At 72.5% G+C, this 24083-nt stretch carries 22 protein-coding genes and 2 pseudogenes; 11 read left to right on the forward strand and 13 right to left on the reverse strand.

The window, feature by feature from the left end; genetic code table 11:
- Positions 1-103 precede the first annotated feature (103 nt).
- From ABZ079_RS12380 to ABZ079_RS12390, 3 genes and pseudogenes are all read left to right on the forward strand, one after another.
- Positions 104-1468 carry a peptidase C39 family protein gene (locus ABZ079_RS12380; RefSeq protein ID WP_356939350.1) on the forward strand — a complete coding sequence of 455 codons (1365 nt, stop codon included), beginning with the start codon at positions 104-106 and terminating at the stop codon, positions 1466-1468.
- A 107-nt stretch (positions 1469-1575) separates the two neighbouring features.
- Complete coding sequence (locus ABZ079_RS12385; RefSeq protein WP_356939351.1) at positions 1576-1716, forward strand: SCO1431 family membrane protein; 141 nt, start codon at positions 1576-1578, stop codon at positions 1714-1716.
- A 109-nt stretch (positions 1717-1825) separates the two neighbouring features.
- A pseudogene (locus tag ABZ079_RS12390) lies at positions 1826-2026 on the forward strand (TetR family transcriptional regulator); the annotation flags it as partial.
- A 58-nt stretch (positions 2027-2084) separates the two neighbouring features.
- Here ABZ079_RS12390 and ABZ079_RS12395 read toward each other — a convergent pair.
- Complete coding sequence (locus ABZ079_RS12395; RefSeq protein WP_356939352.1) at positions 2085-3323, reverse strand: glycoside hydrolase family 18 protein; 1239 nt, start codon at positions 3321-3323, stop codon at positions 2085-2087.
- 332 nt (positions 3324-3655) lie between these two features.
- Here ABZ079_RS12395 and ABZ079_RS12400 point away from each other — a divergent pair, with 332 nt between their 5' ends.
- Entirely contained in the window at positions 3656-4828 is a 1173-nt protein-coding gene (locus tag ABZ079_RS12400) for an acyl-CoA dehydrogenase family protein (protein ID WP_356939353.1), read from the forward strand.
- Positions 4829-5408: 580 nt separating this feature from the next.
- Here the strand turns inward: ABZ079_RS12400 and ABZ079_RS12405 are convergent.
- A complete protein-coding gene (locus ABZ079_RS12405) occupies positions 5409-5846 on the reverse strand; it encodes a hypothetical protein (RefSeq protein ID WP_356939354.1) in 438 nt (145 codons plus the stop codon).
- Between the two features lie 244 nt (positions 5847-6090).
- Here ABZ079_RS12405 and ABZ079_RS12410 point away from each other — a divergent pair, with 244 nt between their 5' ends.
- From ABZ079_RS12410 to ABZ079_RS12420, 3 genes are all read left to right on the forward strand, one after another.
- On the forward strand, positions 6091-6531 hold the full coding sequence (locus ABZ079_RS12410; RefSeq protein WP_356939355.1) for an Lrp/AsnC family transcriptional regulator: 441 nt from the start codon (positions 6091-6093) through the stop codon (positions 6529-6531).
- A 73-nt stretch (positions 6532-6604) separates the two neighbouring features.
- Entirely contained in the window at positions 6605-8209 is a 1605-nt protein-coding gene (locus ABZ079_RS12415; RefSeq protein ID WP_356939356.1) for an amidohydrolase, read from the forward strand.
- A gap of 537 nt (positions 8210-8746) precedes the next feature.
- Positions 8747-9541, forward strand: coding sequence for a polyprenol monophosphomannose synthase (locus ABZ079_RS12420; RefSeq protein WP_356939357.1), 795 nt, complete (start codon positions 8747-8749; stop codon positions 9539-9541).
- A gap of 82 nt (positions 9542-9623) precedes the next feature.
- On the opposite strand, the pseudogene ABZ079_RS12425 reads toward ABZ079_RS12420, so the two are convergent.
- Positions 9624-9781: pseudogene (locus tag ABZ079_RS12425) on the reverse strand (GNAT family N-acetyltransferase); the annotation flags it as partial.
- Positions 9782-9843: 62 nt separating this feature from the next.
- Between ABZ079_RS12425 and fxsA the strand changes: the two are divergent.
- Entirely contained in the window at positions 9844-10395 is a 552-nt protein-coding gene (gene fxsA / locus ABZ079_RS12430; protein ID WP_356939358.1) for an FxsA family membrane protein, read from the forward strand.
- A gap of 80 nt (positions 10396-10475) precedes the next feature.
- Here the strand turns inward: fxsA and ABZ079_RS12435 are convergent, their stop codons facing one another.
- From ABZ079_RS12435 to ABZ079_RS12445, 3 genes are all read right to left on the reverse strand, one after another.
- Complete coding sequence (locus tag ABZ079_RS12435; protein ID WP_003977404.1) at positions 10476-10850, reverse strand: RNA polymerase-binding protein RbpA; 375 nt, start codon at positions 10848-10850, stop codon at positions 10476-10478.
- Between the two features lie 723 nt (positions 10851-11573).
- On the reverse strand, positions 11574-12350 hold the full coding sequence (locus ABZ079_RS12440; RefSeq protein ID WP_356939359.1) for a glycerophosphodiester phosphodiesterase: 777 nt from the start codon (positions 12348-12350) through the stop codon (positions 11574-11576).
- The gene (locus ABZ079_RS12445; RefSeq protein ID WP_356939360.1) at positions 12347-13000 is read right to left on the reverse strand and encodes a hypothetical protein; all 654 of its coding nucleotides are present in this window, start codon (positions 12998-13000) and stop codon (positions 12347-12349) included. The genes ABZ079_RS12440 and ABZ079_RS12445 overlap by 4 nt, the downstream gene beginning before the upstream one ends.
- Before the next feature lie 102 nt (positions 13001-13102).
- On the opposite strand from ABZ079_RS12445, the gene ABZ079_RS12450 reads away from it, so the two are divergent.
- Positions 13103-14611, forward strand: coding sequence for a PLP-dependent aminotransferase family protein (locus ABZ079_RS12450; protein WP_356939361.1), 1509 nt, complete (start codon positions 13103-13105; stop codon positions 14609-14611).
- Between the two features lie 209 nt (positions 14612-14820).
- On the opposite strand, the gene ABZ079_RS12455 is transcribed toward ABZ079_RS12450, so the two are convergent.
- Positions 14821-16440: an ABC transporter ATP-binding protein gene (locus ABZ079_RS12455; RefSeq protein ID WP_356939362.1), complete on the reverse strand. Its 1620-nt coding sequence runs from the start codon at positions 16438-16440 to the stop codon at positions 14821-14823.
- Positions 16441-16480: 40 nt separating this feature from the next.
- Positions 16481-16675 (reverse strand): hypothetical protein, encoded by a 195-nt coding sequence (locus tag ABZ079_RS12460; RefSeq protein WP_258781179.1) that lies wholly within the window; start codon positions 16673-16675, stop codon positions 16481-16483.
- Between the two features lie 308 nt (positions 16676-16983).
- Between ABZ079_RS12460 and ABZ079_RS12465 the strand changes: the two genes are divergently transcribed.
- On the forward strand, positions 16984-17376 hold the full coding sequence (locus ABZ079_RS12465) for an ankyrin repeat domain-containing protein (RefSeq protein WP_356939363.1): 393 nt from the start codon (positions 16984-16986) through the stop codon (positions 17374-17376).
- A gap of 300 nt (positions 17377-17676) precedes the next feature.
- Positions 17677-19095, forward strand: coding sequence for a HEAT repeat domain-containing protein (locus ABZ079_RS12470; RefSeq protein ID WP_356939364.1), 1419 nt, complete (start codon positions 17677-17679; stop codon positions 19093-19095).
- Positions 19096-19500: 405 nt separating this feature from the next.
- Here the strand turns inward: ABZ079_RS12470 and ABZ079_RS12475 are convergent, their stop codons facing one another.
- The 5 genes from ABZ079_RS12475 to ABZ079_RS12495 form a co-directional block, all read right to left on the reverse strand.
- Positions 19501-20370: a biotin-dependent carboxyltransferase family protein gene (locus ABZ079_RS12475; protein ID WP_356939365.1), complete on the reverse strand. Its 870-nt coding sequence runs from the start codon at positions 20368-20370 to the stop codon at positions 19501-19503.
- A 70-nt stretch (positions 20371-20440) separates the two neighbouring features.
- Positions 20441-21058 (reverse strand): allophanate hydrolase subunit 1, encoded by a 618-nt coding sequence (locus tag ABZ079_RS12480; RefSeq protein ID WP_356939366.1) that lies wholly within the window; start codon positions 21056-21058, stop codon positions 20441-20443.
- Positions 21055-21813, reverse strand: coding sequence for a 5-oxoprolinase subunit PxpA (locus tag ABZ079_RS12485; RefSeq protein ID WP_356939367.1), 759 nt, complete (start codon positions 21811-21813; stop codon positions 21055-21057). The genes ABZ079_RS12480 and ABZ079_RS12485 overlap by 4 nt, the downstream gene beginning before the upstream one ends.
- 47 nt (positions 21814-21860) lie before the next feature.
- Positions 21861-22691, reverse strand: coding sequence for a putative hydro-lyase (locus ABZ079_RS12490; RefSeq protein ID WP_356939417.1), 831 nt, complete (start codon positions 22689-22691; stop codon positions 21861-21863).
- Positions 22692-22696: 5 nt separating this feature from the next.
- Positions 22697-24016: an MFS transporter gene (locus ABZ079_RS12495; RefSeq protein WP_356939368.1), complete on the reverse strand. Its 1320-nt coding sequence runs from the start codon at positions 24014-24016 to the stop codon at positions 22697-22699.
- Positions 24017-24083 lie beyond the last annotated feature (67 nt).

The raw sequence follows: 24083 nt of genomic DNA on the forward strand, positions 1-24083 counted from the left end.
ATGCGCCGAAGTGCTGGCAGGGGCATGCCGCCTGATCCATAGTTGGCGCACGACCGTGCACCGGACCAACCCCGACTCGGACACCTGGGGGGTAAGCGCGCCCATGAGCAGAGCCGAACAGCCGTCCCGCAGAACCGTCCTGGCCGTCGCCGTCGCCGCGGCGGTGACCGGAGCGGCGACCCCCGCTGCCGCCGCCGCGCAGCCGTCCGCCACCGACGCCCCAGACCAGACGCAGGCCCGCCCGATCGACTACCACGCCTGGACCACCCACCGCGAGTGGCGCTCCGGCACCGCCCAGGGCACCCGGGCCGTCTCCGGTCACCGCCCCGGCCTCGTGATCGGCGTCCCCGCAGGCCGCAGCGACTACACCGACCCGCACACCGGCACCACCGCCACCTGGGAGTACGCCACCTGGACCTCCCCGGTCCACCGGCTCACCGTCCCCGCCACCGAGGTCGTCGCCTCCTGGAACGCGCACACCCCCGACGGCACCTGGCTCCAGGTCGAGCTGCGGGGCACCTACTCCGACGGCACCGACACCCCCTGGTACGTGCTGGGCCGCTGGGCGTCCGGTGATCAGGACATCAAGCGGACCTCGGTGGACGACCAGACCGATGGCAAGAGCACCATCTGGACCGACACCTTCTCCATCGACGACGCGAGCACCGGCCTGCGCCTGACGTCGTACCGGCTGCGCCTCACTCTGTACCGCAAGCCGGGCACGCATCTCACCCCCACCGTCTGGCGGCTCGGCGCGATGGGCTCCGACATCCCGGACCGCTTCACCGTCCCCGCCTCCACTCCCGGTCTCGCCCAGGAACTGGCCGTCCCGCGCTATTCGCAGGAGATCCACAAGGGCCAGTACCCGCAGTACGACAACGGCGGCGAGGCGTGGTGCAGCCCCACCTCCTCGCAGATGATCATCGAGTACTGGGGCGGCCGGCTCACCCCCGAGCAGCTGTCCTGGGTGGACCCCTCCTACGCCGACCCGCAAGTCGACCACGCCGCCCGTTTCACCTACGACCACCAGTACCAGGGCTGCGGCAACTGGCCCTTCAACGCCGCCTACGCGGCCACCTACGCGGGCCTCCAGGGCGTGGTCACCCGGCTCGCCTCCCTCACCGACCTGGAGACACTGATCGCGGCCGGCATCCCGGCCATAACGTCCCAGTCCTTCCTCAAGAGCGAGCTGACCGGCGCCGGCTACGGCACCTCCGGCCACCTGATGACCGTGATCGGCTTCACGGCCGACGGCGACGTGATCGCCAACGACCCGGCCTCGCCGAGCGACGAGGCGGTACGGCGGGTCTATCTGCGCCGGGAGTGGGAGAACATCTGGCTGCGTACCAAGCGGTACAACGCCTCCGGGAAGGTCGTCTCCGGCACCGGAGGGGTCTGCTACCTCTACTTCCCGGCCCACCCGAGCCCGCGCCAGTGCAAGGCGCTCGCCGCGGTGGGCGTGCGCTGACCCGTCCTGTTGTGAGCAACGTCTCTGCCGCAAACGCCGTCGCGGGTGGCAAGGTGGACAAATGGGTGGGGGACCCCCCTCCGTACGTCCGACCTCTGTGAGAAACCATGACCGCACACTCGGCCACCGCCACCCGCGTCCGCACCGGCGGCCCCCAGGAAGACGGCCCGAAGATCCTCGAGCACGTCATGGGCTGGGTGCTGGTCGTGGTGACCGCGATGTTCGTGACCCAGCTGGGTCTGCTCTGACTCCAGCCTCACCGGGCGGCATGTTCCGACATACCGCGGAGGTCTCACCGACCTCCCAGACCAGGTCGAAATTGAATATGCCTCAGCAGCGTGCCGCCGCCCTGCGCCACTCGCCCCGCTCGCGCGTATGGGCCTGCTCTCCTGGGTGTGCGGCGTGGAGGGTGCCACCCTGGAGTGGATCGCCCGCCCCGAGCTGTCCCGCGAGACCATGTGCGAGCTGCTGGTGAAGACGCTCGGCGGAGCGCTGCGCGCCATCGAGGAGCTGGACCCGGCCTACCCGGCCCCGCCCCCGGCCCGCCGCGACAACTGACACACGCAGGGGAGCGGAGGCTCGTGGTCCTCCGCTCCCAAGTCCCCCGTGGGATGGATCAGTTGATGGCCTTGATCAGCTCACCGCTCGCGGTGTCGCCGCTCAGCTCCCAGAAGAAGGTGCCGCCGAGACCCTGCTGGTTCTTGTACGTCATCTTCGTGGCGATGGTCGCCGGGGTGTCGTAACTCCACCAGTTGTTCCCGCACTTGGCGTAGGCCGTGCCGCCCACCGTCCCGGTCGCCGGGCACTTGGTCTTGAGGACCTTGTAGTCGTCGATGCCCTGCTCGTAGGTCCCCGCCGCGGGTCCGGTCGCCGTGCCGCCGGGCGCCGCCTGTGTGACACCGGTCCAGCCGCGCCCGTAGAAGCCGATGCCCAGCAGCAGCTTGGCGGCCGGGATGCCGAGGCCCCTGAGCTTGGAGACGGTCGCCGAGGTGGAGTAGTTCGCCTTCGGGATGCCGGAGTAGGAGTCCAGTGGGGAATGCGGCGCGGTCGGGCCGGCGGCGTCCCAGGCGCCGAAGTAGTCGTACGTCATCGGGTTGTACCAGTCGACGTACTGGGCGGCGCCCGCGTAGTTCGCCGCGTCGATCTTGCCGCCGCTGGTGCCGTCCGCGGTGATCGCGGCGGTGACCAGGTTGCCGGAGCCGAACTTCGAGCGCAGGGCGGCCATCAGGTTCTTGAAGGCCTCCCGCCCACTGGTGTCGCAGGTGCTGCCGCAGGCGTTCGGGTACTCCCAGTCGATGTCGATGCCGTCGAAGACGCCCGCCCACTTGGAGTTCTTCACCAGGTCGTAGCAGGACTGGGCGAAGGCGGCCGGATTCTTCGCGGCCTCCCCGAAGCCGCTGGACCAGGTCCAGCCGCCGAAGGACCACAGGACCTTCAGGCCCGGGTGCTTCTTCTTCAGCTTCAGCAGCTGGTTGAAGTTACCGCGCAGCGGCTGGTCCCAGGTGTCGGCGACGCCGTCGACCGACTCGGCGGCCGTGTAGGCGCGGTCGGTGGCCGCGTAGGAGTCGCCCGGCGCGCACTTGCCGCCGGTGACGTTGCCGAACGCGTAGTTGATGTGGGTCAGCCTGGCCGCGGAGCCCGAGGTCTCGATGTTCTTGACGTGGTACTTGCGGTCGTAGGTGCCCCATTCGGTGAAGTAGCCGACGACCTTCGAGCCGGCCTTGAGTTGCGGAGCGGCGGGAGCGGCCGCGGACGCGGTGCCCGCGCCGGCCAGTAGGCCGGCGCCGAGGGCGGCGGAACACGCGGCGGAGACGAGCGCCCGGCACCAGGGGCGGGGGCGATGGGGAGAGTGCATCGGGTGGCTCCTCGTGGGGGAGAGGGGAACGCGCGCCGATTGGCATGAACGCGGTAAAGCGTTGGTCATGCACAGTAGGAGGACTAGACCAGTAGGTCAATGGTTCGTACCAATTTCGGCGGTGCGGGGCCGGTGCACCGGATTCCTGAAGTAAGCGGTCGTTAACTGGTGACGGAAGGCCGCCGATCGGGCATACTCACAGCGCACAGCCGCTGGTCAGCAGCTTCCGAGACCCGGGAGCGGGCACCTACGGCCGACCGGAACGATCAGGCGGGCCGCCCCCACCCAACGGGCCGGACCGCCGGTGCCCGAACAGGGAGGAGACCGACGCCATGCCCGACCGCGACCCGCAGCCGGTGGAGCGTCAACTGCCGACGGACGAGGCGAGAGATCTGCTCGCGCTCGTCCGGGAGATCGCCCGGCGCGAGATCGCGCCGACGGCCGCCGAGGAGGAGGACGCGGGACGCTTCCCGCGCGAGGTCTTCACCCTGCTCTCCGAGTCCGGCCTGCTCGGCCTGCCGTACGACTCCGAGTACGGCGGCGGCGACCAGCCCTACGAGGTGTACCTCCAGGTGCTGGAGGAGCTGGCCGCGGCACGGCTCACCGTGGGCCTCGGTGTCAGCGTGCACACGCTCGCCTCCTACGCGCTCGCCACCTACGGCACCAAGCAGCAGCAGGTCGAGCACCTGCCCGCGATGCTCGGCGGCGGCCTGCTCGGGGCGTACTGCCTCTCCGAGCCGTCCTCCGGCTCCGACGCAGCCGCCCTGCGTACCAAAGCCGTCCGGGACGGCGACCACTGGCTGATCACCGGCACCAAGGCATGGATCACGCACGGCGGCATCGCCGACTTCTACACCGTGATGGCCCGCACCGGCGAGGACGGCCCGCGCGGGATCACCGCCTTCCTCGTGCCGGGCGACGCGCCGGGCCTCAGTGGCGCTGCGCCCGAGAAGAAGATGGGCATGAAGGGCTCGCCCACTGCACAGGTCCACCTCGACGGCGTCCGGCTCCCCGACGACCGGCGTATCGGCGAGGAGGGCCAGGGCTTCTCCGTCGCCCTGTCCGCCCTCGACTCAGGACGGCTCGGCATCGCGGCCTGCGCCATCGGCCTCGCCCAGGCCGCGCTGGACGAGGCGGTGGCCTACGCCACCCAGCGCCGGCAGTTCGGCCGGCCCATCGCCGACTTCCAGGGCCTGCGCTTCATGATCGCCGACATGGCGACCCAGATCGAGGCCGGCCGCGCGCTGTACCTCGCGGCCGCCCGGCTGCGCGACGCGGGCAGGCCGTTCGCGAAGCAGGCGGCCATGGCCAAGCTGCACTGCACCGACACGGCCATGAAGGTCACGACGGACGCCGTGCAGATACTCGGCGGCTACGGCTACACCGCCGACTTCCCGGCCGAGCGCTACATGCGCGAGGCGAAGGTCCTGCAGATCGTCGAGGGCACCAACCAGATCCAGCGGATGGTCATCGCCCGTCAGGTGGTGGGACCCGAGGGTCGCTGAACTGGCCCGCGAGGACCGTCGGGGCCGCCAGCCTGACCCACTCCGGGTCGTGGCGGCCCGGCAGGGTGCGGCCCCTGTCGGCCCAGGCGCGCATCAGGTCGCGGAAGATGGGCGGGTCCTGCGGTGCGGGCGGCGGCGGAACCGATTCTGCCGGGCGGGGGACGAAGATGCGGCGCTGACGCCCGGTGGCCGAGTGCAAGGGGGTCATGCCAGAGGAACGCGGGGCAGGCCGGAGAGGTTACCCCTCGGCCGAATCGCGCGTCAGTTCACGGACGACGTCGGGTTCCCCCGCTGGTCCCCGTCGCCGATCGGGCGCACACGCGCGGGCCGCGCCCCGCCCATCCCCCGGCCCCGGCGTGCCCCCGACCCGGGCGTGATCGACACCTACGCCACATGCCGCGTGCGGGACGCCCTGCACGCCCTCCGCGCCTGGGACCCGCTCGGCGACGACCGGATGCCGCTCGCCGGCAACCCGCTGCGCGTCGAGGTCCGGGAACCGCTCCGGTGGCTGCGCCTGCTCCGCGAGGAAGAGCTGCCGCCTACCGTCAGGTGCGTTTCGGGAGGGACGGCGTCCCGGCACCTAGGCAGCGGCCTGGCTGCGCATCGCCGGTACACGCATCGGGCGCGAGCCCGGGCCGCCGACGTGCGAGAAGGGCTGCGTCCGCCAGTTCAGACCCTGGGGGAGCGTCAGCAGCAGGGCGGTGTCCTGCTCCTGCGGTGTGAAGGACTCGTCCGCGGGGCGGGCGTCGGCCGCCGCACGGCCCGTGCCCGCACAGACCGTGAGCCCGAACGGGTTCCACGGCGAGGCGCACAACGCGTGCTCCGGCAGGACCTCCTCGTCCGCCAGCAGCGCGATCGGCTGCGCGCAGTCCGGGCAGATCACCCGGTACATCTCGAAGGTGTCGTAGGCGTCCAGTTCGTCGTCGAGGGCGTCGGGTTCGACGCCCTCCGGCTCGGGCTCGACGACCGGCTGCTGCCGCTTGGACGCGGATCGACCAGGGCGCTTAACACTCTGCATGGGTTTCTCCCCCTAAGGCTGGGCCGTGAAGGCGCTGCGGCCTCGACCACAGCAAGCACTTCCCGTCCGGTCTCGGCGGTAATCACGAGAACATCACGGAGCCTGTTCGAAGCGTGTGGTGTTCGTCACATGCCATGCGCAGATGCCCGTTCGGAGACCGGTTCGGTGCTTTTTGTATCGAACCGGCTATGACCTGCGCTCTCGGCTATCCGTGGAGATCAGGCGCACTGTAGGTTTTGGCGCCATGGAGGAGCTGGACCGTCAGATCGTGCAGCTGCTCGTCACGGACGGGCGGATGAGCTACACAGACCTGGGCAAGGCCACGGGCCTGTCCACGTCAGCCGTGCACCAGCGGGTGCGCCGGCTCGAACAGCGTGGCGTCATCCGCGGCTACGCCGCGGTGGTCGACCCCGAGGCCGTGGGCCTGCCGCTCACCGCGTTCATCTCGGTGAAACCGTTCGACCCCAGCGCTCCCGACGACATCGCGGACCGGCTCGCCGACGTCCCCGAGATCGAGGCGTGCCACAGCGTCGCCGGCGACGAGAACTACATCCTCAAGGTGCGCGTGGCCACCCCGCACGAGCTGGAGGAGCTGCTGGCCCGCCTGCGCTCCCTGGCCGGGGTCTCCACGCGGACCACGGTCGTCCTTTCGACGCCGTACGAGGCGCGTCCGCCGAAGATCTGAGGCCGGGCCCCCGCGCCCAGGGCGCGCCGCCCCGGTTCCCGGCCTGCCCCGCGCACGCGAGAGACTGTCGGGCATGAGTGAGCAGTCCGCCGAGCCCAAGACCGTTCTCCTGCGTCGCGGGGAGGTGCACAGCCCCGCCGACCCCTTCGCCACCGCGATGGTGGTGGAGCGCGGCCAGATCGCCTGGGTCGGTTCCGAGGGCGCCGCCGACGCCTTCGCCGGCGGTGTGGACGAGGTGGTCGACCTCGACGGTGCCCTGGTCACTCCGGCCTTCACCGACGCCCATGTGCACACCACCGCGACCGGTCTCGCCCTGACGGGCCTCGACCTGTCCGGCGCCCCCTCCCTGGAGGCGGCCCTCGCCCTGGTCCGCGAGTTCGCCGCCGCCCGTCCCGGCGACCGGGTCCTGCTGGGCCACGGCTGGGACGCCGCCCGCTGGCCCGGCGGCCGCCCGCCCACACGGGCCGAACTGGACGAGGCCACCGGCGGCCGTCCCCTGTACCTGTCCCGTATCGACGTGCACTCGGCGGTCGTCACCACCGCCCTGCTGGACCTGATCCCCGGGGACGTGCCGCGCGAGGACACCCCGCTCACCCGGAACGCCCACCACCTCGTGCGCGAGGCCGCCCTCGCCGCCATCACGCCCGCCCAGCGCGCCGAGGCACAGCGCACCGCCCTCGCGCACGCGGCCTCTCTCGGCATCGGCTCGGTACACGAGTGCGGCGGTCCGCAGATCTCCTCCGAGGACGACTTCACCGGTCTGCTGAAGCTCGGCGCCGAGGCCCCCGGCCCCCGTGTCGTCGGCTACTGGGCCGAACAGGACGTCCAGAAGGCACGGGACCTGGGCGCCGCAGGCGCCGCGGGCGACCTCTTCGCCGACGGAGCCCTCGGCTCGCACACCGCCTGCCTGCACGAGCCGTACGCCGACGCCCGCCACACCGGCACCGCCTACCTGGACGCCGACGCCATCACCGCCCATGTCGTCGCCTGTACCGAGGCGGGCCTGCAGGCCGGCTTCCACGCCATCGGGGACGCCGCCGTGACCGCCGTCGTCGAGGGCGTGCGCGCCGCCGCCGAGAAATGCGGCCTCGCCCGCGTCCGCGCCGCCCGGCACCGCGTCGAGCACGCCGAGATGCTCACCCCGGAGACCGTCGCCGGCTTCGCCGAGCTCGGCCTGATCGCCTCCGTACAACCCGCCTTCGACGCGCTGTGGGGCGGCGAGGACGGCATGTACGCCCAGCGCCTGGGCGCCGAGCGGGCCCGCGCCCTCAACCCCTTCGCGGCGCTGCTGCGGGCCGGTGTGCCCCTCGCCTTCGGCTCCGACAGCCCGGTCACCCCGCTCGACCCCTGGGGCACGGTCCGTGCCGCCGCCTTCCATCACACGCCCGAGCACCGGGTCTCCGTCCGCGCCGCCTTCACCGCGCATACGCGCGGCGGCTGGCGGGCCGTCGGACGGGACGACGCCGGGGTCCTGGTCCCCGGCGCACCCGCCGACTACGCGGTCTGGCGCACCGACGAGCTGATCGTCCAGGCCCCCGACGACCGGGTGGCGCGCTGGTCGACCGACCCCCGCTCCGGCACCCCCGGCCTGCCCGATCTCACGCCGGGCCGCGACCTGCCGGTCTGCCTGCGCACGGTGGTGGGCGGACGGACGGTGTTCGTACGGCCGGGCGAGTGATCTCCCGGGGTGGCGCGGCGGTGATCGTCCCCGGCCGCCCCGTCGCCCGACCTGCGCATCCTTTCGGCTCACCGCTGGGAAGGCTGAGTTCGAGCAGGTCAGGAGGCTGTTGACAGTCGGCGGCCGGGGGCCGGTAGGTTCGGCCGAGTCCACCACCGGACGCCCGACCGGGGAGTGTTCACGCAACTCGTCGCAGCGCCGCTGGGTCAGGGACGGTGTGCCGCACCGGGGCACCGTCACTGGGAGCCAGGCTCAGGGCCCGCGCCGACGAGGGATCGTTCCGGCCGGTCGGCAGGGTGTGACCCGGGTGGGGCCCGGGCGCTCAGTAGACAACGGCTTTCGGTCGATCCGCAGCCAGCGGGTCCAAGGTCGGCCCGAAGGGCGCCGGGGCCCCCATCCGCCGCGGACCGCAGGTGCCGAAACAGGTGTCCTTACCCCGCTTTTGTGGAATCGACACCACCACGCGAACGAGTCGGCACGTCATCCCAGGGCGCGGCCACTATGGTGGATCCCTGCGTACAACATGAAGGGGCAGCAGTGAACGACGGCGACGGGACCCGCGCGGCCAAGGCCCAGGGGAGGCAGTTCGGTCCGCTCGGCACGGCCTTGGTGATCATCCCGACCTACAACGAGGCGGAGAACATCAAGAGCATCGTCGGCCGGGTACGCGAGGCCGTCCCCGAGGCGCACGTACTCATCGCGGACGACAACAGCCCGGACGGCACCGGCAAGCTCGCCGACGAACTGGCCGCCGGGGACGACCACGTCCAGGTGCTGCACCGCAAGGGCAAGGAGGGCCTCGGCGCCGCCTACCTCGCGGGCTTCCGCTGGGGCCTGGAACGCGGTTACGGCGTGCTGGTCGAGATGGACGCCGACGGCTCGCACCAGCCCGAGGAACTGCCCCGCCTGCTCACCGCCCTCAAGGGCGCCGACCTGGTGCTCGGTTCCCGCTGGGTGCCCGGCGGCCGGGTGGTGAACTGGCCCAGGTCCCGCGAGTTCATCTCCCGCGGCGGCAGCCTCTACTCCCGCCTCGCCCTGGACCTGCCGCTGCGCGACATCACCGGCGGCTACCGTGCCTTCCGCCGCGAGACGCTGGAGGGTCTGGGGCTGGAGGAGGTCGCCTCGCAGGGCTACTGCTTCCAGGTCGACCTGGCCCGCCGCGCGGTCAAGGCCGGCTACCACGTCGTCGAGGTGCCGATCACCTTCGTCGAGCGTGAGCTCGGCGACTCCAAGATGAGCAAGGACATCCTCGTCGAGGCGCTGTGGCGGGTCACCGCCTGGGGCGTGGGCGACCGCGTCGGCAAAGTCACCGGCAAGGGCAAGCAGGCCTAGAGGCCCTGTCGTCACACTCCCGCCTGCCCCTCGGGCGGACGGCGGGAGTCCGACGGCAGGACCTCGAAGGACACGCCCTGGCTCAACCGGACGGCGTGACCGATGACCACACGCCGAACCACTGCTCGGCGCCCCGTACTCCTCGAACCGCTCCACCTCGGTGAACCCCAGCTTCGCCCAGAGGCGCATCGCGCGGTCGTCGGCGGTCCGGGTGCAGCGCACCACCGGCTCGCTGGGGAGTACTTCTCCGGCTGATCAAGTCCCTTATCCCGCGCTGAGCCGCTCCCGGGCACACTGGGAGCATGACGACTGGCGCTCCGACCTCTCCGCGTACCGCCCGGCCCCGGCGCTCCCGGCTGCGCAGGTATCTGCCCCTGGGTATCGCCGTGTGGCTGGCGCTGGAGATATGGCTGCTGACCCTGGTCGCGGGCGCGGCGGGCGGCCTCACCGTCTTCCTGCTCCTCGGCGCGGGCTTCGTGGGCGGCTCCGTGGTCATCAAGCGGGCGGGCCGCCGCGCCTTCCAGAGCCTGAACGAGGCGCTGCAGCGTGGCGGTTCGCCCGAGCGCGGGGGCGGCAACGGCCTGATGATGCTCGGCGGCCTGCTGCTGATGATCCCCGGCCTGGTCTCCGACGTGGCGGGGCTGCTCCTGCTGCTCCCGCCGGTGCAGAGGGCCGTGAGCCGCTTCACCGAGAACGCCCTGGACAAGAGGATCCGTACGGCAGCCTCGGGTGGCCTGGCCGACGCCTTCCAGCAGGCCCGCATCCACCGCCCCGACGGCAAGGTGGTGCCGGGGGAGGTCATCCGCGAGGACCGGCCCGAGCCGGGGGAGCAGCGGCCGCCACTGACGCGCTGAGCGCGTCCGTGCACACACGAAACCGCGGGCGCCGTACGTGAAGGTCACGTACGGCGCCCGCGGTGTACTCGTATGCGGAGTTATGCAGACTTGCGGCTGTCCCGAGGGTGAACCGCGATGTTCATCGCCCCCGAACGCAGAACCGCCAGGCGCTCCTCGAGGACCTCTTCGAGCTCCTCACGGGTGCGCCGCTCCATCAGCATGTCCCAATGGGTACGCGCGGGCTTGGCCTTCTTCTCTTCAGGGCCGTCGCCGTCGACCAGGAGTGCCTGGGCCCCGCAGACCTTGCACTCCCACTCCGGCGGGATCTCCGCCTCGACCGAGAAGGGCATCTCGAAACGATGCCCCTTCTCGCATGCGTACTCCACGGCCTGGCGCGGAGCCAGGTCGATACCGCGGTCCGTCTCGTAGCTGGTCACTACGAGGCGCGTACCGCGAAGAGCTCGCTCACTCATGAATCGTGCCTCCCGGGCTTGTCGCCCACAGGACAGGTGTCGCTGTCGTCGTCATCCGGTCAACGTCCGGTCGGCGGTAAAGATTCCCGTTCCGAGTCCCGTTCCGGGTCATGCGTCGCCGTCGTAGCCGCCCCTTGTTCTACCCACAGGCGCCCGGTTTGTCACATCTGCTAGCAGATGTCACCCAGCGTTTCGGCATCTTTGACGCGCAGTAACGGTACGCCTGGCAGGCCAAACGCGTACACTACCGCCCTTTCGTGTTGAACGCTAAATCGGTGCTGGATCTTTCCCGGAACCGGGTTGCCCGTTTCGCGCATCGCACGCCGCACGGGTCACCCCGGCCGGCAGGGAGGCCCTTCCCCGGCACCGGGTGGGACAACAGTGAGGTGGACAGCGCCTGGCTGCCACCGATGACCAGTCGATCCCCCAGGCCGGCAGGGAGAGCCACATCGGGCGCCTTGGCGGGCTACCCGGCCGCCAGCGGCTCCGCCCAGGCCGCCGGCGAGCCCAGGATCGTCCGTTTGGCGCCGTACCCCGGGCCGGCCGCCCCATCGCCGGCGTCCCGGCCACGGCCGGCACCTCCACCCGCAGCACGGCGACGATGGGCGTCGACTGCCCAGTCCCAGCCGCACGGAGCCATGGACCGAGAGGAACGCCGTGAGGACGCACGTCGAGTGGGCGGAGCGCGCCCAGCCGTAGGAGCATCGTCCGCTGCCCGGGTGGTCAGGCCCAGACGCCGCGGTCCTCCATGACCTTGCGCAAGGTGTCGATGTGATCGGTCATGATGCCGTCAACCCCCAGGTCCAGAAGCCGGTGCATCCGCTCCGGTTCGTTGATCGTCCACACGTGCACCTGCAGCCCACGCGCGTGGGCGGCACGGACGAAGCGGTGGTCGACCACCGGGACTCCCGACCGGGCCTCGGGCACCTGCGCCGCGACGGCCGACCGGCGCACCGCGGCGGGCAGCCCCCAGGAGCGCAGCCGCAGGTTGAGCACCCCGCGCGTGCCGAAGGAGGTGGCCAGGCGCGGTCCTGCCAGTCGCTGGGCCCGCAGCACGCGCGCCTCGGAGAAGGAGCCCGCGCAGACCCGGTCCCAGGCATTCGTGCGGGCGATCAGCTCGAGCAGGGGGCGCAGGGCGGGCTCCGCCTTGACGTCGACGTTCCAGCGGACCTCGGGGAAGGTCTCCAGCAACTCCTCGAACAGCGGCACCGGTTCGCGGCCGCCCACGCGCGCGTGCCGTACGTCCTGCCACGGCAGGTCGGCGATCCGGCCCGCGCCGTCGGTGACCCGGTCCAGGGTCGCGTCGTGGAAGGCGACGAGACGGCCGTCCACCGTGGCGTGCACGTCGGTCTCGATGTACCGGTAGCCCAGCTCGGCCGCGCGCCGGAACTGCGCCACGGTGTTCTCCAGCCCCTCGGCGGCCCCGCCCCGGTGGGCGAAGGCGAGGGGGCCCGGGTGGTCGAGGTACGGATGGCGCACCGGCGGTGTCGTGAGCGTCACCGACGCAGTATCGCCCGCCCCGGGGCCGCGGCGGCAACGACCGTGCTGCCGCCCGGTGCCGCCGGGACGGCGCACACCCGCAGGAACAGCTGGGCCAGCGGACCGATGGACACGGCGTACAGCACGGTGCCCACCCCGATGGTGCCGCCGAGCAGGAACCCGGTGACCACCACCGCCACCTCGACGACCGTCCGCATCAGGCGGATCGAGCGGCCGGTGCGCCGGTGCAGGCCCGTCATCAGCCCGTCGCGCGGACCCGGCCCGAAGCTCGCGGCGATGTACAGGCCGGTCGCCGCGCCGTTCAGCACGATCCCCGCGAGCAGGAGCGGGATCCGTACGGCGAGGGAGTGGACGTCCGGGACGAGTGCGAGCGTGCCGTCCATGGCGAGACCGACGACGAAGACGTTGGAGACGGTGCCGAGGCCGGGGCGCTGGCGCAGCGGGATCCACAGGAGCAGCACCGCCGCCCCCACGACGATCGACACCACGCCGATGGTCAGCCCGGTGAGTTCCGCGAGCCCCTGGTGCAGCACGTTCCATGGCTCCAGGCCCAGGCCCGCCTCCACGAGCAGCGCGGAACTCGCGCCGTACAGCGCGAGTCCGGCGTACAGCTGGATCAATCGTCGTCCGAGACGGACCCGAGTGGACACGACATACCCCCCTGGGTGGTGGCGGTGGCCTGACGCATGACACTCTGTGGCTTGGGATGAATCGCCATCCATGGCCAATTCGGGGAAGGTGGACTGATCTTCATGGCGCAGTGGACCTCGGCAGTGGGAGCCGCGCAGCTCGCCCGGCTCCTCACCTCCCAGCAGGAACGGCCCGCGGGCCCCGGCACCCGCCGTCCGCCCGCTTACCGCGCCCTCGCCGACGGCATCCGGCTGCTGGTGCTCGAGGGCCGCGTTCCGGTGGCCGCCCGCCTCCCCGCCGAGCGGGAACTCGCCCTGTCCCTCTCCGTGAGCCGCACCACGGTCGCGGCCGCCTACGAGGCGCTGCGCAGCGAGGGCTTCCTGGAGTCCCGGCGCGGAGCGGGCAGCTGGACCGCCGTACCCGCGGGCAACCCGCTGCCCGCCCGCGGGCTGGAACCGCTGCCCCCCGAGGCCCTGGGCTCCGTGATCGACCTGGGTTGCGCCTCGCTCCCCGCCCCCGAGCCGTGGCTCACCCGCGCCGTACAGGGCGCCCTGGAAGAGCTGGCTCCGTACGCCCACACGCACGGCGACTACCCGGCCGGCCTGCCCGCCCTGCGCTCGATGATCGCCGAGCGCTACACGGCGCGCGGGATTCCCACGATGCCGGAGCAGATCATGGTGACGACCGGCGCGATGGGCGCCATCGACGCGATCTGCCACCTCTTCGCGGGACGGGGCGAGCGCATCGCCGTGGAGTCCCCGTCCTACGCCAACATCCTGCAGCTGATGCGGGTGGCGGGCGCCCGGCTCGTCCCCGTCGCGATGGCCGAAGGACTCTCGGGCTGGGACATGGACCGCTGGCGCCAGGTCCTGCGTGAGGCCGCACCCCGCATCGCCTATGTCGTCGCCGACTTCCACAACCCCACCGGCGCGCTCGCCGGCGAGGACCAGCGACGCCGGCTGGTGGACGCGGCCCGCTCGGCCGGCACGGTCCTCGTGGCCGACGAGACGATGAGCGAGCTGTGGCTCGACGAGGGCTTCAGGGAAGGCGGCATGCCCCGGCCGGTGTGCGGGTTCGATCCGGCGGGCTCCACGGTGATCACGGTCGGCTCGGCCAGCAAGGCGTTCTGGGCGGGCATGCGGATCGGCTGGGTGCGCGCGGCGCCGGACGTCATCCGCAGCCTGGTCGCCGCGCGCGCGTACGCCGACCTGGGCACCCCTGTCCTGGAGCAGCTCGCCGTCAACTGGCTCTTCAGCACCGGCGGCTGGGAGCAGGCCGTCGACCTGCGCCGCGAACAGGCGCGGGAGAACCGTGACGCCCTGGTGGCCGCGATCCGCCGGGAGCTGCCCGACTGGGAGTTCGAGGTTCCGCAGGGCGGCCTGACCCTCTGGGTCCGCGCCGGCGGCCTCTCCGGTTCCCGCCTCGCGGAAGCGGGCGAGCGGGTCGGCGTCCGCGTCCCTTCCGGCCCCCGCTTCGGCGTCGACGGCGCCTTCGAGGGCTACGTCCGCCTTCCGTTCACGGTCGGGGGAGCGGTGGCGGAGGAGGCGGCGGCCCGGCTTGCCGCCGCGGCTCGGTTGGTGGAGACGGGTGCGACGGGGGCGACGGAAGCGCCGCGGACGTTTGTGGCTTAGGCGGGTTCGGCGGCGGGTGCTTCGGCGCGTTTCCGGGTTCGGGTGCGCTTGTGGCTGCTCGCGCGCTTTCCCGCGCCTCTGGGGGCTGCAGCGCCGTCGGCATCATGCGCCGTAACCGCGCGGGGAGCCGTCGTGCAAGCAAGGCGGCACCCCGCCGGGGCGCGGGCAAGCGGCACCCGCCCCGCCCGGCCGCAGCACAGGGTGCCTGACTAGCTCTCGGCGGCCACGGCCTCCGCAGCCACCGGTGCCACCCCAGTCGCCGGCTTCGTCAGGTCCGTCGGCGCCGGCGGCTCCGCGTCCGCGGGAGTGGTCCGCGGCGGCAGCAGCGCCAGCACCGCCTGCCGGTCGGCATCGCTCGTCGCGTCGTCGTACGGATCGGGTGTACGCGGCACCTGCAGCCGGTGCACCGGACCCGACCCCAGCCGGGCATACCCCCGCCCCGGCGGCACTTGGGCAAGCGGTGTCGTGTGCGGCGGCACCCCGAGCACCGCCTCCACCTGTCGAGCCGCCGCAGCCCCGAGCACGACACGCGCGCGCGTGTGCTGCCGAACCGCGTCGCTGAGCGCCTCCGCGCTGTCGAACTGCTCGGCCACCACCACGGTCACGTTCGCCGCGCGGCCGTGCCGCAACGGCACCTGGAGCAGCGCCTGCGGGTCCTTGCGGCCGTCCGTCACCGCGAGATGGGCGAAGACGCCCGGGCGGTCCAGCAGGATCCACAGCGGACGCCGGGTGTCCTCCGGCGGCGGGTCGCCCGCCTGCCGGGCCAGGTTGATCGCGATGAGCCGCCGTTCGGTCTCCTGCGCGGCCCACTCCAGGCTGGCCAGCGCCCCGGGGAGGTGGCACTCCACGGCCAGCACACCGTCCCGGCCGGTCAGGCACGCGTACTCGCCGGTGCCGCCGCCGTCGACGATGAGGACGTCGCCGTACCTCAGGGCCTGGAGTGCGAGGGAACGCAGCAGCGTCGAGGTGCCGCTGCCGGGATGGCCCATGGCCAGCAGATGCGGCTCGGTGGAGCGGATGCCGGTGCGCCAGACCACCGGCGGGACGTCGACCTGTTCCTCTCCGTAGGAGAGGGGAAGCGTGCGCTGGACCTCACCCGGGTCGGTGAAACCGAGGACGGTCTCGCCGGGTGCGGTGACGAAGCGCTGCGCGGCGATGTCGGTGGGCAGCGGGGCGAGGGCGGTGACGGTGAGCTGGTTGCCCACCTCGTCCCAGGCGAAGTGGTACTCCCGGCCGCGGCCGGCTTTCGCGGTGAGCAGTTGCTCGAGCCGCGCGCGGGCCTCGGACTCGCCGTCCGGGAAGTAGGCGGGGTAGCGGATCACGAGGTGACCGACGCGCCCGTCGTCGTCGAACTCGTGCGCGGTGAAGGCCTTCTGCCACTCCCCGCCGTGCGCGTACAGCGGCGCCGGGTCCTCGGGGCTGGAGAAGTACGGCACCAGGGCCTCGTACAGCGCCTGGAGCCGTTCGATCTGGGACTCGTCGGGCCCGTCGGGCGCCGACGGGGTGCGCTCGCGGCCCTGCCAGGCCGCCGCCGCCATCACCGTGATGACGGCGAGCAGCGGCCCGTACGGCACCAGCGCCACGACCAGGACCACGGAGGCCACCAGGAACAGCAGCGGCCCGCGTTTGTCCTTGGGCGTGTCCGCCCACGTGCGCCGCCCGACCGAGGCCAGCCGGCACAGCCCGCGCGAGACGGTGATCAGCGGGTGGAGGACGTCGGTGGCGTTGTCGGCCGCCGTCCGGGCCAGCTCCCGGCTCCGGGCGAGCTGCATCCGGGCGATCTGGGCGCTGTCTTTGCTCAGGATGCGGGGGAGAGGGCGCCGGGCCACTGCTGTCTCCTGTGGGTGCGTACGGGGGGGACTGGCGGGGTCAGAACTTGATGCCGCCGAGGAGGCTCGCCAGGCTCTCGCCGCCGGCCTTGATGCTGGGGGCGATGCCCGTGCTGGCGAGGTAGAAGCCGAACAGCGCCGAGGTGCATGCGTGTGAGCCCTTGAGGCCGTCCTTCCGGAAGAAGAGGAAGACGATGATGCCGAGCAGCAGGACGCCTGACAGAGAGAGGATCATTTCGGATCTCCTGGTGTCGAGAGGGGACAGTCACCATGAGTTCTTCCAGGATCACAGGATGTATCCATACGATTAAAGGTGCAACTGGGTGAAAAACGGTTGATTTCGCCCGCTCGGCGGAGCTGTTCCGCCCCGTTTGAGCAGGCCTCTCGCCTCTGGCGGCGCCCGCTGCCGATCTTTACCTCGGGCACATCGGGTCATGTGCCGCGCGAGCCAGTACGCTGGCGATTCACTCGTACGGCCGCGTTCCGCTCACGGCCGTACGTTCCCTGACGGCACCCGAGTTCCAAGCAGAGGCGGTTCGGCCGATGAGTGAAGCCCCCGACCCCGAGGTCGTGGAGCTGGCGACCAAGATCTTCGATCTGGCCCGCCAGGGTGAGACCGAGGCGCTCGTGGCGTACGTCGACGCGGGCGTTCCGGCCAACCTCACCAATGACCGAGGTGACTCCCTGGTGATGCTCGCCGCCTACCACGGCCACGCCGGCGCGGTGCGCGCGCTGCTGGCTCGCGGCGCGGAGGCGAACCGGATCAACGACCGTGGCCAGACACCCCTCGCGGGGGCCGTCTTCAAGGGCGAGACCGAAGTGATCAAGGCCCTCCTGGAGGGCGGAGCGGATCCCTCCGCGGGGACGCCGTCGGCCGTCGACACGGCCCGGATGTTCGGCAGGACGGAACTCCTGGAACTGTTCGGCGTCAAGTGATACGAACGTCCTGACCAGGTACGACACGGAAAACGGGGGAGGCGGTAAAGGGCCGCCGGAAATACGGTCGCGGCAGCACACACCGCGGGTCATCATGACGTCGTGATTCACGGACGCGATGGCTGGGCAGGTGATGCCGCACCGCGCGGGCCGTGATGCGGTCCGCATGGGCCACCGACGAGAGGCAGAGAGAGATGGTCTACAGCAAGCAAGAGACGGCGGGCGCTCCGACGTTGTGTCACGCGGCCAGGTAATGCGTGTTCCCCGGTTGCGTCGACGCTTGATGTGAGGCTGTTTCCCATGTTCGATCCGGTCATAGCGCCCAGCGGTACGCTGCTCGGGCTGCTCCAGCGCGGCCGTGGCGACGGCACGCTGCACGCGCTCACCGCCCCGCGCGCCGAAGCGCTCGCGGCCCTGAACCACTGCGTGCTGCGCGACCCCCGCCACGACTGGCAGGTGGAGAACCGCTCCCTCTACTACGCCCGGCTCTACCTCGACCTGAACGGCGAGCTGGACGCCGTCGAGGCGCACCTCTTCGACCCCCAGGACGTCCTCGACACCGACGAGTCCCGGACCGGCCTCGCCCTGGCCGTCCTCGGACACCTCGCCTCCTACGGCAGGCGCGACGCGCTCGCACTGTTGCGCAGGTACGCCGCCCACGGCGCCAACTGGGCCTGGGCCCTGGACGAGCTGGCCCTGCGGGACGACGACGCGGGGCTGCGCGCCCTCGCCGCCCCCGTCCTGGCCCGTTTCCCCGCCGATCCCGAGGGCGAGGCCGAGCTGGCCGCCGCCGTACGCGACGCCTTCGAACCGCGGCCCTGGCGGCTGTGGGCCGAGGATCCGCGGGAATCGATCGCCACGCGTGTGCGTGCCGCCCATGAGACCGGCTGCTTCGACCGCTGGCAGCGGCAGATGCGGCCCACCGGTCCGCGACCCGGCTGGAGTGTGCGTGCCGTGTTCGAGTGGGCCCAGCAGGGCATGGAGCGCGGCGCCGCCCTCCATGTCCCCGCCGCCCGCTGCCTGGCCGCCGTGGCCGGCCCCGACGACCGGCCCGAGATCCTCCAGGCCGCCAGGAACGGCACGGACGGAGCCCGCTGCACGGCACTGCGCTACCTCGCCGACGGTGACGATCCCGGCGCCCTCGCCCTGATCGAGGCCGCCGTCATCGATGGAACGGCGCCCGTCGTGGAGGCGGCCGTCGACGCCTTCGAACGGATGCGCAGCGTCGCCGCCGTCGACCGCGCGCGTGGCTGGGCCCAGCGCCCCGACGCGCTCGGCGCCGCCGCCGGACGCATGCTCGCCTGCCGCGGCGGCACACAGGACAGCGACCTCGTCCTCGGTGCCCTGCGTGAGGCCGTACGCGGCGAGGGCCCCGACGCACCCACCCTGTGGACCCTCGTCGACGGTGCCGGACGCCTCGGTATCGCCTGCGCGGCCCCCGTGCTGCGTCACGTCTACCGTGAGACGGCCTCCTCCCACCTCCGTGGCCGCGCCGCCCGTGCCCTGGCCGCCACCGACCCCTCCTTCGCCACCGGCTTCGCCGTCGAATGCCTCTGGGACTGCGAGGAGACCACCCGCGAACTCGCCGCCCGGCACGCCGAGACCGGTGACGCCCGGGTCGTGGAACGACTCCGCCGCCTAGCCGCCGACCCGGCCGAGGAGGCCGAGGTGCAGACGGCGGTACGCAGCCGCTTCGGACCGGACACCGCCGCCGGCTGACCTCTTGACCGCACCAGGCCCCGGCGGACGCCCCCCGCCGTATGGACACGGGGTGACCCGCGGGTCAGGCGGCCCTGACGGCCGTCCGACCCGCGGGGGGTGTGCGGCTCAACGCCCGTGGGACCGCACGGAAAGACCGAAGTTGACGCGCCCACGCCCAGCGCGGTGAACGCGATGGGCGGAGCGGCACGCGCGCGTGTTGAGTGCTTCGGCCGCGGAGGCGCTCCTGTCGGCCCACGACGCCCAGGGTGCTGCGCCGTACGGACTCCCACCGCAGCGTGCGGAGGCGTGGCTGAGAGCCGTCTACACCACGCCGGGGCACCGGCCCGCCTCGACCTGCGCGCGTCGACGGCGGTCTCAGCGGCCCTCGCCGCCAGCCGGGGGCGCCTTCGAAGGCGACGAGATTCAGCGACGCCCTACCGGCACGAACCGGACCGGGGTCCCCGGCACCGCCTGCGCGGCCGCGCTGAGGTCGGCGGCGCGGACCACCGCGATCACCGGATAGCCCCCGGTGGTCGGATGGTCTGCCAGGAAGACCACCGGGCGCCCGTCCGGTGGGACCTGGATCGCTCCGCGGACCATGCCCTCACTGGGCAGCTCACCGGGCCGGGCCCGCTCCAGCGCGGGCCCCTCGGTACGCAGCCCGATGCGGTTGCCGGCCGAGGAGACCCGGTACGCGCGCGTGGTGAGATCCCGGACCGCCCCGGCCGTGAACCAGTCGGCGCGCGGCCCCAGGGTCACCCGGAGCACCAGGTCGGACGGCGGGCGCGGCTGCGGGACGCCGTCCACGCGCGCGGGCGGACCGGCCGGGGCGCCGAGCGGCAGCACCGTGCCGTCGGCGAGTGGTGCCGGACCCAGACCGGACAGCAGGTCCGTGGCACGGCTGCCGAGGACCGGCTCCACGGCGATGCCGCCGGAGACGGCGAGGTAACTGCGCACGCCGGCCGTGGCCGCCCCCACCTCCAGCAGCTCGCCGGCCGGCACCACGACGGGGGCACCCCAAGCGGCCGGCCGGCCGCCCACCGCGACCGGACAGGGCGCACCGCCTACCGCCACCCACACCGTGGAGCGGGGACGCACCGCACAACCGTTGAGGGTCGTCTCCAGGACGGCGGCGTCCGGAGGGTTGCCGACGAGCCGGTTGACGAGCGCCGCCGCGGGCGGGTCGAGCGCCCCCGAGCGGGGCACCCCGAGATGCGCGTACCCCGGCCGGCCGCGGTCCTGCACGGTGGTCAGCGCCCCGGAGCGCACGACGACGAGCGCACGGTCGGTCACGCGCCCTCCCCAGGTACGGCGTCCACGCGCGTGTGGCAGGTGATCCGGGCCCCGCTCATGTGTGGCCCGCTCATGCGCCCTCCACCGGGACGAACCGCACGCGTGCCCCCGGTGACAGCAGGGCGGCCGGTACCCGTGCGTGGTCCCACAGCACCGCGTCGGTCGTGCCGATCAACTGCCAGCCGCCCGGCGAGGAACGCGGGTACACGCCCGTGTAGGGGCCGGCCAGGGCCACCGCACCGGCCGGGACCGCCGTGCGCGGGGTGGCCCGGCGGGGGACGTCGTAGCGGGCCGGCAGCCCGGTGAGGTAGCCGAAGCCGGGGGCGAACCCGCAGAAGGCCACCGTGAATTCGGTGCCCGCGTGGACGCGGGCCACGTCGTGCTCGGGCACTTTCCAGTGCGCGGCGACCTCCGCGAGGTCCGGGCCGTCGTAGCGCACGGGCAGTTCGATCAGCTCAGGCGCGCGCGAAGGCGACGGCGGCGCACCCGAGGAGGTCAGTTCGGAAATCCAACGAGCCGGGTCGTCCAGGCCGTCGAGCAGGACCGTCCGTGCCGCGGGGACGATCTCGCGGACCGACAGCGAGCCCTCCGCCCGGCGCCGCAGCAGCGCCGCGTGCAGGGCCTGCGCCTCCTCGCCGGAGGACACCTCGACGAGCAGCGCGTCGTCGCCCACGGGAAGCGCCCTCACGCGAAGGCCTCCACCCGGACCCCCGCCGCCACCAGCCGCTCGCGCACCCGGCGGGCCAGGTCCACCGCGCCGGGTGTGTCGCCGTGCAGGCACAGCGAGCGGGCACGCACCTGAATGGACGCCCCGGAGTGCGCGGTGACCTCGCCGGAGCGCGCGAGGCTCACCGAGCGCTCCACGACGGACTCCGGGTCGGTCACCACGGCACCGTCGCGGCCGCGGGGCACCAGCGTGCCCTCGTCGGTGTACGCGCGGTCCGCGAACGCCTCCGTGACGGCCGGCAGCCCCGCCTTCGCGGCCAGCTCCAGCAGACGCGAGCCGGGCAGGCCCAGCACCGGCAGCGAGGCGTCCGCGAGGAGCACGCCGTCGACCACCGCGCCGGCCTGCTCCTCGTCCTGCACGACCCGGTTGTAGAGCGCGCCGTGCGGCTTGACGTACGCCACGCGCGCCCCGGCGGCCCGCGCGAAGACCTCCAGGGCGCCGATCTGGTACGCCACCTCGGCCGTCAGCTCGGCAGGCGGCACGTCCATCGCGCGCCGTCCGAACCCGGCCAGGTCCCGATAGGACACCTGCGCGCCGATCGTCACCCCGCGCTCGGCCGCCAGTTCGCACACCCGGCGCATCGTGGCCGCGTCCCCGGCGTGGAACCCGCAGGCCACGTTGGCGCTGGTGACGACGGAGAGCAGTTGTTCGTCGTCGGTGAGCCGCCAGCGGCCGAAGCCCTCGCCGAGGTCGGCGTTCAGATCGATCGCGGTCATGGTGTTCTCGTGTCTCCGGTTCTCGTGCAGTGCTTCGATGTCACCGGTCAGTCGATGCCGACCAGCCGGTACTGCTCGTCGCGGGCGTCGGTCAGGAACATCTGACCCGGTGCGTGGGTGATGGCGAACGGCGGCCTGGAGGCCGCCACCGCCGCCTGCGGGGTCACTCCGCAGGCCCAGAACACCGGGATGTCGCCGTCGGCGAGGGTGACCGGGTCGCCGAAGTCGGGCCGGGCCAGGTCCTCGACGCCGAGGGCCGCGGGGTCTCCGCAGTGCACGGGCCCGCCGTGCACGGCCGGCAGCAGGCTGCTCTCCCGGATCGTGGCACGGAGGTGCTCGGGCGGCACCGGGCGCATGGACACCACCATGGGTCCGCGCAGCCTGCCCGCGGCGCGGCACTCGCGGCCGGTCACGTACATCGGCACGTTGCGGCCCTGCTCGACGTGCCGGATCGGGACCCCGGCCCGGGTCAGCGCCCACTCGAAGGTGAAGCTGCACCCGAGCAGGAACGACACCAGGTCGTCCCGCCAGTACGCGCGCACGTCGGTGGGTTCCTCGACCAGCTCGCCGTCCTGCCACACCCGGTAGCGGGGCAGATCGGTGCGCAGGTCGGCGCCCTCGGCGAGGACGGTCGTCGCGGCACCGGCCTCCGTGACGTCGAGCACCGGGCAGGGCCTGGGATTGCGCTGGCAGAACAGCATCATGTCGTAGGCCCAGTCGGCGGGCACCGCGATCAGGTTGGCCTGTGTGTGGCCCGCCGCGACCCCGGCCGTGGGGCCGGCCAGGCCCTCGCGGAAACGGGCCCGCGCGGTTTTCGGGCTCCACGCGTGCGCGTGCTCGTCGATCGTGGTGACGGGCCGGTCCTCGGTACGGTGCAAACGCGTCACGCCAGTTCCTTTCCGCGCGTCTCCGGAAGCCCGAGGAGGGCCAGCGCCGCGAGGCCGTAGCCGATCGCCCCGAAGACCAGCGCACCGCCCACGCCCCAGCTGTCCGCGAGGAAACCCACCACGGTCGGGAAGACCGCTCCCACCGCGCGGCCCGTGTTGTACGTGAAGCCCTGACCGGTGCCGCGCACCGCCGTCGGATACAGCTCGCTCAGGTAGGAGCCGAAGCCGCTGAAGATAGCCGACATGCAGAAGCCGAGTGGGAAACCGAGCATGAGCAGCAGGGTGTCGGCGCCGTGCGGGATGTTCGCGTAGGCCAGGACGCACACGGCAGAAAGCAGAGCGAACAGCCAGATGTTGTTCCGCCGGCCGAGCCGGTCGGTGAGGTGGCCACCGGTCAGATAGCCGAGGAAGGCGCCGGAGATCAGGAAGGTCAGATAGCCGCCGGTGCCGACGACCGACAGGCCGCGCTCGGACTTCAGGTAGGTCGGCACCCACGTGGCCAGGGTGTAGTAGCCGCCCTGCACGCCCGTGGAGAGCAGGCCCGCGAAGACCGTGGTGCGCAGCAGGCCCGGGGCGCCGTCCCGGCCAGGACGGAAGATCGCCGCGAACGAGCCCCGCCCGGCGTCCCGTTCGCGGGCGGCCGTCGCCGTGGGGGCGTCGTGCACCCGGCGGCGCAGCCACACCACGAGCAGCGCGGGAAGTGCGCCGGTCCAGAACATCACCCGCCAGGCCAGGTCGTCGCCGACGAAGGAGAAGACCACCGTGTACATGATCGCCGCCAGCGCCCAGCCGGCCGCCCAGGAACTCTGGACCGCGCCGAGCGTACGCCCCCGGTGCCGCGCGCTCGCGTACTCGGCCACCAGGATCGCCCCGACCGCCCATTCGCCGCCGAAACCGAGTCCCTGCAGCGCGCGGAAGAGCAGCAGCGTCTCGTAGGTGGGCGCGAAGCCGCAGGCCACGGTGAAGACCGCGTAGGTGATCACCGTGATCATCAGGGCCCGGACGCGGCCCACCCGGTCCGCGACCACGCCCGCCACGGCACCGCCGATCGCGGAGACCACCAGCGTGACGGTGGTGAACAGACCGGTCTGGCCGCTGTCGAGACCGAAGTACGCCGCGAGCGCCACCATGCTCAGCGGCAGCGTGAAGTAGTCGTACGAATCCAGGGCATATCCGCCGAAAGCACCGGCGAAGGCGCGCCGGCCGCGCGGGCCGAGGGCGCGCAGCCAGCCGAACGCCCCGTCCTCGGCGGTGGGTTCGGCCGGGACCGGCCGTACGCCGGGGGGTACGGACTGTGGCGGAGGGGTCGTGCTCATGGGCACCTCGCAGAAAGGGGACGGAGGGTGCTGGGAAGTGAGCCGTGCGGAGGACCGTAGAGGATCG

The sequence above is a fragment of the Streptomyces sp. NPDC006314 genome (assembly GCF_040613075.1).
In the GTDB taxonomy this organism is placed as follows: domain Bacteria; phylum Actinomycetota; class Actinomycetes; order Streptomycetales; family Streptomycetaceae; genus Streptomyces.

Excerpts from the sequence above, each read along its gene's own strand:
- ABZ079_RS12460 (WP_258781179.1), bottom strand. The coding sequence starts at position 16,675 with ATGATCCTCTCTCTGTCAGGCGTCCTGCTGCTCGGCATCATCGTCTTC.
- ABZ079_RS12495 (WP_356939368.1), bottom strand. The coding sequence starts at position 24,016 with ATGAGCACGACCCCTCCGCCACAGTCCGTACCCCCCGGCGTACGGCCG.
- ABZ079_RS12435 (WP_003977404.1), bottom strand. The coding sequence starts at position 10,850 with ATGAGTGAGCGAGCTCTTCGCGGTACGCGCCTCGTAGTGACCAGCTAC.
- ABZ079_RS12410 (WP_356939355.1), top strand. The coding sequence starts at position 6,091 with ATGGAGGAGCTGGACCGTCAGATCGTGCAGCTGCTCGTCACGGACGGG.
- ABZ079_RS12450 (WP_356939361.1), top strand. The coding sequence starts at position 13,103 with ATGGCGCAGTGGACCTCGGCAGTGGGAGCCGCGCAGCTCGCCCGGCTC.
- ABZ079_RS12385 (WP_356939351.1), top strand. The coding sequence starts at position 1,576 with ATGACCGCACACTCGGCCACCGCCACCCGCGTCCGCACCGGCGGCCCC.
- ABZ079_RS12400 (WP_356939353.1), top strand. The coding sequence starts at position 3,656 with ATGCCCGACCGCGACCCGCAGCCGGTGGAGCGTCAACTGCCGACGGAC.
- ABZ079_RS12395 (WP_356939352.1), bottom strand. The coding sequence starts at position 3,323 with ATGCACTCTCCCCATCGCCCCCGCCCCTGGTGCCGGGCGCTCGTCTCC.
- ABZ079_RS12485 (WP_356939367.1), bottom strand. The coding sequence starts at position 21,813 with ATGACCGCGATCGATCTGAACGCCGACCTCGGCGAGGGCTTCGGCCGC.
- fxsA (WP_356939358.1), top strand. The coding sequence starts at position 9,844 with ATGACGACTGGCGCTCCGACCTCTCCGCGTACCGCCCGGCCCCGGCGC.
- ABZ079_RS12465 (WP_356939363.1), top strand. The coding sequence starts at position 16,984 with ATGAGTGAAGCCCCCGACCCCGAGGTCGTGGAGCTGGCGACCAAGATC.
- ABZ079_RS12405 (WP_356939354.1), bottom strand. The coding sequence starts at position 5,846 with ATGCAGAGTGTTAAGCGCCCTGGTCGATCCGCGTCCAAGCGGCAGCAG.
- ABZ079_RS12415 (WP_356939356.1), top strand. The coding sequence starts at position 6,605 with ATGAGTGAGCAGTCCGCCGAGCCCAAGACCGTTCTCCTGCGTCGCGGG.
- ABZ079_RS12470 (WP_356939364.1), top strand. The coding sequence starts at position 17,677 with ATGTTCGATCCGGTCATAGCGCCCAGCGGTACGCTGCTCGGGCTGCTC.
- ABZ079_RS12380 (WP_356939350.1), top strand. The coding sequence starts at position 104 with ATGAGCAGAGCCGAACAGCCGTCCCGCAGAACCGTCCTGGCCGTCGCC.